Below are 11,769 nucleotides of genomic sequence, written 5' to 3'. Positions count from 1 at the left end.
CCGGAGGCCGCACGTGCGCATCACCACGACCGTCCGCACCACCACGCGCATCCCGTTCGTGCAGGTGGTCAAGACCAGCGTGGCCGCGATCATCGCCTGGTTCACCTGCATCGCCCTGCTGCCCGCGCAGCTGCCCATCTTCGCGACCATCGCCGCGCTCCTCGTCGTGCAGCCGAGCATCAACCAGACCTTCGGCAAGGCGGTGGAGCGCAGCCTCGGCGTGATCACCGGGGTGCTGCTCGCGCTCGTCCTCGGCCTCGCGCTCGGCACGTCGAGCTGGGTGGTGCTCACCGCGGTCGTGGTGGCGGTGCTCGTCGGCTGGGTGTTCCGGCTCACGCCCGGGTCGAGCACGCAGATCCCCATCAGCGCGATGCTCGTGCTCGCCATCGGCCAGCTCTCCCCCGTGTACGCGTTCGACCGCATCGTGGAGACGATCATCGGCGCGGCCATCGGCGTGGTCGTCAACATCGCGATCGCCCCGCCCGTGCTGCACGAGGCCAGCCGCCGCGCGGTGGTCGGCCTCGCGGGCGACTGCGCGGCCGCGCTCGACCGGCTGGCCGGCGCGCTGGCCGAGCCCGTCGACCGCGAGGAGCTCGACCGCATGCTCACGCGCGCCCGCGAGCTCCGGCCGCGGCACACGAAGGCGGTCGCCGAGGTCGACAGGGGCCTCGAGAGCCTCACCCTCAACCCGCTCCGACGGCGCCACCGGGCGCTGCTCGAGGCCGATCGGGAGCTGCTCGCCACGCTGACCGTGCTCGTCAACCGCGTGGTCGGCATGACGCGCGCGGTGCACGACCGCTACGACCCGTCGCTCGCCGAGGAGCCGGTCGTGCGCGGCATCGCGACCGAGCTGACGCGCGCCGCCCACGACGTGCGCCTCCTCGCGGAGCACGCGCTCCCGGGCGGCGTCCGCGGCGACGGGCAGGCGGCCGGGCCGCACGAGGAGCCCGCGCTCACGGCGCCGCTCGTGGTGCTGCAGCCGAGCGAGGAGCACTGGATCCTCATCGGCTCGCTGCTGGAGGACATCCGCCGCATCCGCTCGGAGATCATCGGCGGCGCCGAGTGACGCGTCCGCTCCCCGGCTACAGCCCGCTCGAGCTCGAGCCGGACCCGCGCGCCTCGGGCCTCATGCCGGGCACCACGCCCACCGCGCTCGGCCCGGTACGGCACCACCGCGCGGAGCGCCGCGGCTCCGACACCGCGACCGTCCTGCTGCACGGCGCCGCCGGGTCGTGGACGACCTGGACGCCGCTGATCCGCGCGGCGCGCGAGGCAGGGGTCCCGTTCGCCGACGTCGTCGCGATCGACCTCCCCGGCTGGGGCGGCTCGCCGCTCGACGCGACCGACGACGAGGCCACCGTCGACGCCATCGCCGACGCCGTCACGCGCGTGGTCGACGGCCTCGGCTACACGCGCTGGCGGCTGGTCGGCCACTCGATGGGCGGCTTCATCGCGCTGCACCTCGCGGCCGGGGATCCCGCGCGGGCCGTGTCCGTCGCGCTCGTGTCCCCCACCACGTACTCGGTCATCCGGAGCGTGGCCCATCCGGTGCGCGACTTCCGCCTCATCCCCGGCTTCACGATGATGCTCGGGGTGATGCGCACCATGCGCCGGCTCGGCCGCCCGGGCACCGCCCTCATCCGCGGCGTCGGCCGGATCCGCCTCATGCGCGCCGTCGCCCTCCCGCTCTTCGCGCACGGCTGGCGCGTGCGCCGCTCGATCGTCGCCGCCATCGCGACCGAGGCCCGGCCGCGCGCGTTCTCGCTCGCCGCCGAGGTCACGCGCGGCTACGACGCCGACGGGCTGTGGGCGCGCATCGCGTGCCCGGTGGTCGCGGTGCGCGGCGACGACGACGTCTTCGTCTCGCCCGACGACCTCGAGCTGCTGGCCGGCACGGTGTCGACGCTCCGCTCCGCGGTGATCCGCGACGCCGGCCACTTCGCGCACGTCGAGCGCCCGGCGGAGACGCTGCGCGCGCTCGGCCTCGTCCCCTGAGGGGCCCCGCGCACGACGACGCCCCCGGTCCCTGACGGGAACGGGGGCGTCGGATCCGCGCGGGGCGGAGGCGGCCGGACGGATGCCCGGCCGACGGGCGCTAGGCCGCGGGGGTCGCGAGGACCGCCTGGATGTCGAGCGTGATGGTGACCTTGTCGCCGAGCAGCACGCCGCCGGTCTCGAGGGCCGCGTTGTAGGTGAGGCCGAAGTCCTCGCGGTTGATGACCGTGGTGGCCGTCGCGCCGAACTTGGTGTTGCCGTAGGGGTCGCCGCCGAAGCCGCCGAACTCGACGTCGAACGTGACGGGCTTGGTGACGCCGCGGACGGTGAGCTCGCCGTCGACCTTCGCGTCGCCGTCCTCCTCCACGCGCACCGCGGTGGAGACGAAGTCGATGGTGGGGTGGTTCTCGGCGTCGAAGAAGTCGTTCGTGCGGAGGTGCTGGTCGCGGTTCGGCTCGTTCGTGTCGATCGAGGCGATGGTCGCGTGGGCCTTCACGGAGCTCTGCTCGGGGGTGGCGCCCGTGACGATCTCGGCGTCGAAGTCCTTGAACGTGCCCTTGACCTTGCTGATCATGATGTGGCGGATGCTGAAGCCGATGGAGCTGTGGGTCTTGTCGATGGTCCAGGTGCCGGCGATGTAGCCGGGGACGGTGGTGGTGTCGCTCATGTGCGTGCCTCTCGTGCGGGGTCATGGGTGCGGGCCGACGGCCTCAGAGGTATGCAAGCGCATGGATCCGTCATCCATTCCCGATTCTGCTTGCGAGTTCATGTACTTCTCGTGGCGGTCGTCCGTCACCCGGGGCGGGCGTACCGTGGCGGGATGCGCGCGATCACCTTCCCCTCCCCCGGCGGCCCCGACGTCCTCTCCCTCACCGAGCTGCCGGATCCGGTGGCCGGGCCCGGCGAGGTGCTCATCCGCGTGACGGCGGCGGGCGTCAACCGCGCCGACCTCAGCCAGCGCGAGGGCGCGTACCCGCCGCCCGCGGGCGCGCCGACGCACCTCGGCCTGGAGGTCTCCGGCACGATCGAGGCGCTCGGCGAGGGCGCCACCCGGTGGAGCGTCGGCGACCGCGTGTGCGCGCTGCTGGCGGGCGGCGGCTACGCCGAGCTCGTCGCGGTGGACGAGCGCCACGTCCTCCCCGTGCCCGACGGCCTCGACCTCGTGGAGGCGGCGGGACTGCCCGAGGTCGTCGCGACCGTGTGGTCGAACGTCGTGCTCGACGCGGGCCTCGAGCCCGGCGAGACGCTGCTCGTGCACGGCGGGTCGAGCGGGATCGGCACCATGGCGATCCAGCTCGCGACGCGCTTGGGCGCCCGCGTCGCCGTCACCGCCGGCAGCCCGTCGAAGCTCGAGGCGTGCCGCGCGCTCGGCGCGGACGTCCTCATCGACTACCGGCAGCAGGACTTCGTCGAGGCGCTCCGCGACGCGACCGACGGCCACGGGGCCGACGTGATCCTCGACGCGATCGCCGGCGACTACATCGACCGCGACATCCGCGCCCTCGCCCGCGACGGCCGGATCATGGTCATCGGCGCGCAGAGCGGGGCGCCCACGAGCATCGCGATCGGGCAGCTCATGGCGCGTCGCGGGCGCATCTGGGGCACGACGCTCCGCGCGCGCGACGCCGACGACAAGGCGCGCATCGTCGCCGCGGTCCGCGCGGACGTGTGGCCGGCCGTCGCCGACGGATCCGTGCGCCCGGTCGTCGACCGCGTGTTCCCGCTCGCGGAGGCCGCCGCGGCGCATGCGCACGTGGCGTCGTCGCAGCACGTGGGCAAGGTCCTGCTGGCGGTCTAGCCCGCCTCGGACGCCGCGGGCACGGCGCGCCGGGAGCGGATCCCGACGAGCGAGACCACCCCGCCCGCGACGAGCAGCGCCGCCGTCACCAGCACCACGCGGTGGAACGCGGCGACGTCGAGGTCGGGGCCCGCCACGAGGCCGATGGCCGCGATCGCGACGAGCCCGGCGACGCGCGACACCGCGTTGTTGACCGCCGACGCGATGCCCGCCTGCGAGGACGGCACCGCCTCGAGGATCGTGGCGGTGAGCGGCGCCACCGTCATCGAGAGGCCCAGGCCGAAGACGAGGATCCCGGGCAGCAGCTGCCCCCCGTAGTCCACGGGCTCGGCGACGCGGAGCATGAGCAGGTAGCCGGCGCCCGCGACGATCGGCCCGACGCCCATCAGCAGCCGCGGCCCGATGCGCCCGGCCAGCGCGCCGAAGCGCGTCGACAGCAGCAGCATGATCACCGTGGTCGGCACGAGCGCGAAGCCCGCCGCCGTCGCGGAGAGCCCGCCGGTCTGCTGCAGGAACACCGCGATGACGAAGCCGCCCAGCGAGAGCGCGCCGTAGATCCCCACGGTCGCGATGTTGCCGACGAGGAAGTCCCGCTCGCGGAAGAGCGACAGCGGCAGCATGGGATGCGGCGTGCGGCGCTCGCGCACCACGAAGAGCACGAGGCAGACGACGCCCACGACGAGGCTGCCGACCACGAGCGGGTGGCCGAGCCCGAGCCGCGACTGCTCGATGAGCGCGAACACGGGCCCGCCGATCCCGAGCGCGCCGAGCACCGCGCCGGGCACGTCGACGCGCGTGCCCTCGGCGGCGGGGGCGTCGTGCGGCAGCCGGGCGAGCAGCACGAGCGTGACGACGATGGGCAGCACGTTGATCCCGAACACGAGCCGCCAGTCGAGCGCGTCCACGAGCACGCCGCCGAGGACCGGGCCGACGAGCATCGCGGTGCCGGTCCACGCCGTCCACGAGCCGATGGCGCGCGACTGCGCGGGACCGCGGAACGCCTGCGCGATGAGGGCGAGCGAGCTCGGCACGAGGAGGGCACCGGCGGCGCCCTGGGCCGCGCGCGCCGCGATGAGGATCCCGGCGCCGGGCGCCACGGCGCACACGAGCGAGGTGACGCCGAAGCCCACGAGCCCCCAGCGCAGCACGCGCACCCGGCCGAAGGCGTCGGAGAGCGATCCGGCGAGGAGGATCAGCGCGCCGAGCGTGATGAGGTACGCGTCCACCACCCACTGCTGCACGACGAGGCCGCCGCCGAGGTCCGCGCCGATGGCGGGCAGCGCGACGTTGACGACGGTGCCGTCGAGGAACGCGACGAAGGAGGCGAGGATCGCGACGACGAGCACCGTGCGGCCGCGGCCGTCGAGCGCGCCGTCCGCGCGGGCGGGTGCGGCGGGGTCGGGCATGTGCCCAGTATGCGCCGCGGTCGGGGCCCGTCCGCGCGCCCGGATCGCATGGGGTCAGGTCCCGTCCGCACGCCCGGATCGCATGGGGTCAGGCGGGCGGGCTCGCGGCGCTCCCGGCCCGGTCGATCGCGGCCTCCACGCGGCGGAGCACGTCCTCGTCGCCCATGATCCGGAAGTGGCCCGAGGCGGCGACCCGCTCGTCGGTCGCGCCCGCGAGCGAGCTGCCGCCGGGGATGTGCGGGTCGAACCGCGCGAAGACGCTCGTGATCCGCGCGTTGGCGTCGAGCGAGCGCCCGAGCTCGAGGAGGGCGGCGTTCCGCGGGGAGAAGTCGCGGATGCTGCGGACCGGGATGAGGCGCGCGTACGAGGATCCGCCGAAGGGCGCGTTGATCGCGACCATGGCGCGGATCCGCCGGTCGGGGTCGCCGAACGCCATGAGGTGCTTGCCGATGAGGCCGCCCTTGCTGTGCGCGACGACGATCACGTCGCGCAGGTCCTCGGCCTCCAGGTAGGCGCGGGCCCGGCGCGACATCTCGGCGACGCGGCCGACGTTGGCGCCGAGCGACCCGACCACGTGCACGCCGTGGCCGCGCGCGTGCAGGCGCCGGATGATCGGCAGCATGAACTGCCAGCGCTCGTAGACCCCGGGGAGGACGAGGATCGTCGGCCGGTCGTCGCGTCCGTCCTCGAACGAGCGGGCGTCGTCGCGGGAGAGCGTGGCGGCGAGCTGCCAGCGGAGGACGTACGCGTAGTCGAGGGCCCAGGCGACCGCCTTCCCGAGGAGCGTGAGCGGCGGGAGGGGGTCGGGGGCGTCGTCGGTCACGCGTCCATCCTGCCCGCGTGCGCCGGGCGCGGACGCGTCAGGAGGCCCGCGCGTGCTCGACGATCGCGCGCGCGACGCCCAGCGGGTCCGTGAACATGACCACGTGCGGGCCGCGGCCCAGCCGGAACGCGCCGCGCGGGATCCGGTCGGCGAGGTCGCGCGCGAACCCGCGGTCGACGACCGCGTCCCGGTCGCCGACCAGCACGAGCGTCCGGGCGCGGATCCGCGGCGCCCGCTCCTCGATCGCGTCGTCGATGAGGTGCGGCAGCTGGCGGACGTAGTACGGGATCCCGCAGCGCAGGAAGTAGTCGCCGAGCACCACGGCGTTCGCGAGTAGCGGCTCGCGGAGGGTGTCGATGCCGAGCGCGAGGGCCGCCCGCAGCAGGCCGCGGGTGCGCGGCGGGAGCGTCGGCGCGATGAGCACGAGGCGGTCGGCGACCTCCGGGTGGTCGACCGCCAGCTGCGCGACGATCTGCGTGCCCATCGAGTGGCCGACGACGACCGGGTCGACGAGCCCGTGCATGCGGATCACCTCGGCCACGACGTCCGCGTGGTCGGCGAGCGTCACGTCCTGCCGCACGCGCGGCGACTCGCCGTAGCCGGGCAGGTCGATGGCGAGCACCGTGCCGTGCTCGGCGAGGAACGCGGCCACCGGGTGGAAGTAGCGCGACGAGACGCCGATGCCGTGCACCAGCACGAAGGACGGCCGGCCCGTGGGACCGGTGACGCCGATGCCCGCGGGGGCGGCGGACAGCGACCGGCCGGCGTTCGCGCCCGGCGAGCGGAACACCTTGATCGCGATCCGGTGCCCGAGCACCGTGCGGCGCTCCAGGTCGTGGTCGACGGGGATCGCCCGGGAGCCGTAGCGGCGGGAGAGCAGGAGCCACCGCGGCGGCGGGGTCTCGGTGCGGTGCACGTCCCCCGGTCGCCGGACGCGGGCGAGCCGGGCGAGGGGGGAGCGCATCCTGCGACCCTAGCCGTCCGGCCCCGGGCGCCCTGCTCCGCGGTCGATGGGAGGATGGACACCCGCCGACCCCCGAGGAGACCCGATGAGCCCCGACTGGTCCGAGACGACCCTCGCCGACCTGCCCCTGCGCGACGGGATCCGCGGCGAGGAGCCCTACGGCGCCCCGCAGCTCGACGTGCCCGTGCTCCTCAACGTGAACGAGAACCCGTACCCGCTGCCCGAGGAGGTCGCGGTCGCGGTGAGCGAGGCCGTGCTCGAGGCCGCGCGCGGGCTCAACCGCTACCCGGACCGCGAGTTCCTCGAGCTCCGCACCGAGCTCGCCGACTACCTCACCGCCGACAGCGGCCTCCCGCTCGGTCCGGAGAACGTCTGGGCGGCGAACGGGTCCAACGAGGTGCTGCAGCAGGTGCTCCAGGCCTTCGGCGGCACCGACCGCGTCGCGCTCTCCTTCGCGCCGCACTACGCGATGTACCCCGAGTACGCGCGGAACACGCTCACCAGGTGGGTCTCCGGCCGGCGCCAGGAGGACTTCACGCTCGACCTCGACAACGTCACCCGCCTCATCGAGGAGCACCGGCCGAGCGTCGTGTTCCTCACCTCCCCGAACAACCCCACGGGCACCGCGCTCACGATCCCCGAGATCGAGCACGTGCTCTCCGTCGCGCCCGGCGTCGTGGTGATCGACGAGGCGTACGCGGAGTTCCGCCGCGAGGGCGTGCCGACCGCCATCTCGCTGCTGCCGGAGCACCCGCGTCTGATCGTCTCGCGCACCATGAGCAAGGCGTTCGCGTTCGCGGGCGGCCGGCTCGGCTACCTCGCGGCGTCGCCCGCGGTGGTGGACGCGCTCCGCATCGTGCGCCTGCCGTACCACCTGTCGCGGATCACGCAGGTGAGCGCGACCGCCGCCCTCCGGCACAGCCGGGTGCTGCTCGCGCAGGTCGCGTCGCTCCGCGAGGAGCGGGACGCCCTCGTCGAGTGGCTCCGCGGCCGGGGCTTCGAGGTGGCGCCGTCCGACGCGAACTTCGTGCTCTTCGGCCGCTTCCCCGACCGGCACGCGGTGTGGCAGGGCCTCCTCGACCGGGGCGTCCTGATCCGCGAGACGGGCCCCGAGGGCTGGCTGCGCGTCTCCGTCGGCACCCCCGAGGAGACGGCCGCGTTCCGCGACGCGCTCGACGACGTGCTCGGGACCGCGCGGGGCTGAGCCGGCGCCGCGGGGCGTCGTCAGGGACGGAAGCGGATCCCCGTCGCGTCCTCGGCCGCGGCCCACAGCTGCGCGGCGACCGCCTCCGAGCGGGCGTGCTCGGCGACGTACGCGGGCGCCGGCGGGCCCTTCAGCTCGAGCGGCCCGGCTGGTCCCCAGAAGTCCCCGCCGGTGACGCCGTCGGCCGCCGCCGCGTGCGCGACCGGCCGGGCTCCGGCGTCCTTGCCCTGCACGAGCACGTGTCCGGTCAGGGCGACCCGGCGACGCGCGGCCGCGAGACCCCGCGCGCGGACGGCCGGATCCTGCGGCGGCGTCAGCGCGTCCACCGAGAAGCCGGGGTGCGCGGAGAGCGCCATGCGGTCGGATCCGCTCGCCCGCCAGCGCCGGTCCAGCTCGGCGGCGATCATCATGCACGCCGTCTTCGACCGTCCGTAGCGCACGAGCGAGGGCATGCGCCGCTCCCCCGCCAGGTCGCCGAGGTCGAGCGGCGAGAAGCGGTGGGCGAGGGATCCGAGCATGACGACCCGGCCGCCCGCGCGCAGCCGCGGGGCGAGCCCGGCGACGAGCGCGAAGTGCCCGAGCGCGTTGGTCCCCATGAGCTCCTCGAACCCGTCGATCGTCGTGCGCCGGCGGCGTGCGCGGCCGCCGGCGGGCGTGAGGCCGGCGTTGGCGACGATCGCGTCGAAGTCCTCGCGGATGGCCGCGACGCACGCGTCCACGCTCGCGAGGCTCGCCAGGTCGAGCGGCACGACGTCGACGTCGGCCCGCGGCACGCGCGCCGTGATCGCGCGGGCGGCGGCGTCCCCGCGCTCCGCGGAGCGGCAGGCGAGCAGCACCCGGGCGCCCGCGCCGGCGAGCTGCGCCGAGGTCCAGAAGCCGATGCCGCCGTTCGCGCCGGTGACGAGGATCGTCCGGCCGGCCAGATCGGGCAGGCGCGGCGCGGCGCTCACGAGAGGGTGCCGACGCGGGTCACGTGCACCACGGCCTCGCCCGCCTCGTTCGACGCGTCGAGGTCGACCGTCGCCTCGATCCCCCAGTCGTGGTCGCCCTCGGGGTCGTGCAGCGCCTGCCGCACGATCCACTCCGTCGGCCGCTCCTCGATCGTGATGAGCGCCTGGCTGCGGGCGTCGCCGTCGGTGAGGATCCGGTCGTACTCGCCGAAGTAGCCGTCGAGCGCGTCGCCCCAGGCGTCCGCGTCGAAGCCGGCGGCGGCATCGAGCTCGCCGAGGGCCTGCAGGTCCTCGCGCGCGGCGAGCTGGACGCGGCGGAACATCTCGTTGCGCACGAGGATCCGGAACGCGCGCGTGTTCGAGGTGAGCAGCTTCGGCGCGGGCGGCAGCACGGGCGCGTCGCCGGGGGCGGCCGTCGGGTGCGACAGCTCCTCCCACTCGTCGAGCAGGCTCGAGTCGACCTGGCGCACGAGCTCGCCGAGCCACTCGATCACGTCGAGCAGCTCCTCGGTCTTGGCCTCGTCGGGGATCGTCTGGCGCATCGCGCGGAACGCGTCGGAGAGGTAGCGCAGCACGAGCCCCTCGGAGCGCATGAGCCCGTAGAAGGAGACGAGCTCGCTGAAGGACATCGCCCGCTCGTACATGTCGCGGACGACCGACTTCGGGCTGAGCGCGAAGTCGCCGATCCACGGCTGGCTCGCGGCGTACGTCGTGAACGCCTGGTCGAGCAGCTCCTCGAGCGGCTTCGGGTGGGTGACCTCCTCGAGCAGCTCCATGCGCTGGTCGTACTCGATGCCCTCGGCCTTCATCGCCTGCACGGCCTCGCCGCGGGCCTTGAACTGCTGCTGGGCGAGGATCGGCCGCGGGTCGTCGAGCGTGGCCTCGACCACGCTCACCATGTCGAGCGCGTAGGTCGGCGACTCGCGGTCGAGCAGCTCGAAGACGGCGACCGCGAACGGCGACAGCGGCTGGTTGAGCGCGAAGTCGGCCTGCAGGTCGACCGTCAGCGTGATCCGCGTGGGCCCGCCGTCCGGGTCCGCCTCCTGGCTGACGATGCCCGCGGTGCGCAGCGTGCGGTAGATCGCGAGGGCGCGGCGCGCGAGGGCCAGCTGGCGGATCCGGGGCTCGTGGTTGTCCTCGACGAGGGCGCGCATGTTCTGGAAGACGTCGCCGCCGCGCGCGATGACGTTGAGCATCATCGCGTGGCTCACCTGCATGCTCGAGGTCAGCCGCTCGGGCTCCGCGTCGATGAGCTTGCGGAAGCTCGGCTCGCCCCACGAGACGAAGCCCTCGGGCGCCTTCTTGCGCACGAGCTTCCGACGCTTCTTCACGTCGTCCCCGGCGCGCTCGAGCATCTTCAGGTTCTCGGTCTCGTGCTCGGGCGCCTGCGCGACCACGGTGCCCGCGGTGTCATACCCGGCCCGGCCCGCGCGTCCGGCGATCTGGTGGAACTCGCGGGCGTTGAGCTGCCGCATCCGGGTGCCGTCGTACTTGGTGAGGCCCGTGAAGAGCACGGTGCGGATGGGGACGTTGATCCCGACGCCGAGCGTGTCGGTGCCGCAGATCACCCGGAGGAGGCCCTGCTGCGCGAGCTGCTCGACGAGCCGCCGGTACTTCGGCAGCATGCCCGCGTGGTGCACGCCGATCCCCGAGCGCACCAGTCGCGACAGCGTCTTGCCGAACGCGGTGCTGAACCGGAAGCCGCCGATGATCTCCGCGATCTCGTCCCGCTGCTCCCGCGTCACGATCTTGATGCTCGAGAGCGCCTGGGCCCGCTCGAGGGCGGCGGCCTGCGCGAAGTGCACGATGTAGACGGGGGCCTGCCTCGTGTCGAGCAGCTCCTCCACGGTCTCCTGCACGGGCGTCACGGCGTAGTGGAAGAAGAGGGGCACGGGACGCTCGATGCCCGTGATCCTGGCCGTCGGCCGGCCGGTGCGGCGCGTGAGGTCCTCCGCGAGGTCGGTGACGTCGCCGAGCGTGGCCGACATGAGCACGAACTGCGCGTGCGGCAGGAGCAGGAGCGGGACCTGCCACGCCCACCCGCGCTGCGGATCCGCGTAGAAGTGGAACTCGTCCATGACCACCTGGTCGACGGGCGTGTCCGCACCGCCCCGGAGCGACCGGTTGGCGAGGATCTCGGCGGTGCAGCAGATGATCGGCGCGTCCGGGTTCACGGAGGAGTCGCCCGTGACCATGCCCACCTGCGCGGCGCCGAACAGCTCCACGAGCGCGAAGAACTTCTCGGAGACGAGCGCCTTGATCGGCGCCGTGTAGTAGGAGCGGCGTCCCCGCGCGAGGGCCGCGAAGTGCGCCGCGACCGCGACGAGCGACTTCCCCGTGCCCGTCGGCGTCGAGAGGATGAGGTGCGCGCCCGACGCGATCTCGAGCGCCGCCTCGTCCTGCGCCGGGTACAGCTCGATGCCCTGCCCGAGCGCCCACTCGGCGAACGCGTCGTAGATGGCGTCGTCGGTCGCCCCGTCCACGGCCAGGCGGGCCGCCTCCTCGGTGAGCGTGGGGGCGAGCGCGGTGTCGGGCATGATGCGTCCATCCTCCCCCACGGATCCCGCCCGGGCGCACCGGTTGGCGGCACCGGTCGGCGGGACTGCGCGCGGAGTTGTCCACAGGTGGC

Annotated in this window: 10 protein-coding genes; 4 read left to right on the top strand and 6 right to left on the bottom strand. The window is 74.3% G+C overall.

The features are described 5' to 3' along the window. Positions 1-13: 13 nt before the first annotated feature. Both AES38_RS07210 and AES38_RS07205 read left to right on the top strand, forming a co-directional pair. Complete coding sequence (locus AES38_RS07210) at positions 14-1,066, top strand: FUSC family protein (protein WP_053775718.1); 1,053 nt, start codon at positions 14-16, stop codon at positions 1,064-1,066. Continuing rightward, the gene (locus AES38_RS07205; protein WP_053774393.1) at positions 1,063-1,995 is read left to right on the top strand and encodes an alpha/beta fold hydrolase; all 933 of its coding nucleotides are present in this window, start codon (positions 1,063-1,065) and stop codon (positions 1,993-1,995) included. Before AES38_RS07210 ends, AES38_RS07205 begins: the two co-directional genes overlap by 4 nt. 100 nt (positions 1,996-2,095) lie before the next feature. Here AES38_RS07205 and AES38_RS07200 read toward each other — a convergent pair whose 3' ends face one another. Further along, complete coding sequence (locus AES38_RS07200) at positions 2,096-2,662, bottom strand: YceI family protein (protein WP_053774392.1); 567 nt, start codon at positions 2,660-2,662, stop codon at positions 2,096-2,098. A gap of 153 nt (positions 2,663-2,815) precedes the next feature. Here AES38_RS07200 and AES38_RS07195 point away from each other — a divergent pair, with 153 nt between their 5' ends. Then, positions 2,816-3,793 (top strand): NAD(P)H-quinone oxidoreductase, encoded by a 978-nt coding sequence (locus tag AES38_RS07195; RefSeq protein WP_053774391.1) that lies wholly within the window; start codon positions 2,816-2,818, stop codon positions 3,791-3,793. Here the strand turns inward: AES38_RS07195 and AES38_RS07190 are convergent. From AES38_RS07190 to AES38_RS07180, 3 genes are all read right to left on the bottom strand, one after another. Continuing rightward, positions 3,790-5,199 carry an MFS transporter gene (locus tag AES38_RS07190; RefSeq protein WP_053774390.1) on the bottom strand — a complete coding sequence of 470 codons (1,410 nt, stop codon included), beginning with the start codon at positions 5,197-5,199 and terminating at the stop codon, positions 3,790-3,792. The two genes, AES38_RS07195 and AES38_RS07190, sit on opposite strands and share 4 nt — an antisense overlap. A gap of 88 nt (positions 5,200-5,287) precedes the next feature. Next, positions 5,288-6,022 carry an esterase/lipase family protein gene (locus AES38_RS07185; protein WP_053774389.1) on the bottom strand — a complete coding sequence of 245 codons (735 nt, stop codon included), beginning with the start codon at positions 6,020-6,022 and terminating at the stop codon, positions 5,288-5,290. Positions 6,023-6,059: 37 nt separating this feature from the next. After that, positions 6,060-6,986, bottom strand: a complete 927-nt coding sequence (locus tag AES38_RS07180; RefSeq protein ID WP_053774388.1) for an alpha/beta fold hydrolase — start codon at positions 6,984-6,986, stop codon at positions 6,060-6,062. A gap of 85 nt (positions 6,987-7,071) precedes the next feature. Between AES38_RS07180 and AES38_RS07175 the strand changes: the two genes are divergently transcribed. Next, positions 7,072-8,190, top strand: coding sequence for a histidinol-phosphate transaminase (locus AES38_RS07175; RefSeq protein WP_053774387.1), 1,119 nt, complete (start codon positions 7,072-7,074; stop codon positions 8,188-8,190). 20 nt (positions 8,191-8,210) lie between these two features. Here AES38_RS07175 and AES38_RS07170 read toward each other — a convergent pair whose 3' ends face one another. Next, the gene (locus tag AES38_RS07170) at positions 8,211-9,140 is read right to left on the bottom strand and encodes an SDR family NAD(P)-dependent oxidoreductase (RefSeq protein ID WP_053774386.1); all 930 of its coding nucleotides are present in this window, start codon (positions 9,138-9,140) and stop codon (positions 8,211-8,213) included. Further along, complete coding sequence (locus tag AES38_RS07165; RefSeq protein WP_053774385.1) at positions 9,137-11,677, bottom strand: DEAD/DEAH box helicase; 2,541 nt, start codon at positions 11,675-11,677, stop codon at positions 9,137-9,139. The genes AES38_RS07170 and AES38_RS07165 overlap by 4 nt, the downstream gene beginning before the upstream one ends. Between the last annotated feature and the right edge of the window lie 92 nt (positions 11,678-11,769).

Source organism: Clavibacter capsici (assembly GCF_001280205.1).
GTDB classification, from domain to species: domain Bacteria; phylum Actinomycetota; class Actinomycetes; order Actinomycetales; family Microbacteriaceae; genus Clavibacter; species Clavibacter capsici.
Note: the sequence above shows the minus strand (reverse complement) of the source record. Positions and strands in the feature narration are given on the sequence as shown.

Excerpts from the sequence above, each read along its gene's own strand:
- AES38_RS07200 (WP_053774392.1), bottom strand. The coding sequence starts at position 2,662 with ATGAGCGACACCACCACCGTCCCCGGCTACATCGCCGGCACCTGGACC.
- AES38_RS07195 (WP_053774391.1), top strand. The coding sequence starts at position 2,816 with ATGCGCGCGATCACCTTCCCCTCCCCCGGCGGCCCCGACGTCCTCTCC.
- AES38_RS07190 (WP_053774390.1), bottom strand. The coding sequence starts at position 5,199 with ATGCCCGACCCCGCCGCACCCGCCCGCGCGGACGGCGCGCTCGACGGC.
- AES38_RS07180 (WP_053774388.1), bottom strand. The coding sequence starts at position 6,986 with ATGCGCTCCCCCCTCGCCCGGCTCGCCCGCGTCCGGCGACCGGGGGAC.
- AES38_RS07175 (WP_053774387.1), top strand. The coding sequence starts at position 7,072 with ATGAGCCCCGACTGGTCCGAGACGACCCTCGCCGACCTGCCCCTGCGC.
- AES38_RS07165 (WP_053774385.1), bottom strand. The coding sequence starts at position 11,677 with ATGCCCGACACCGCGCTCGCCCCCACGCTCACCGAGGAGGCGGCCCGC.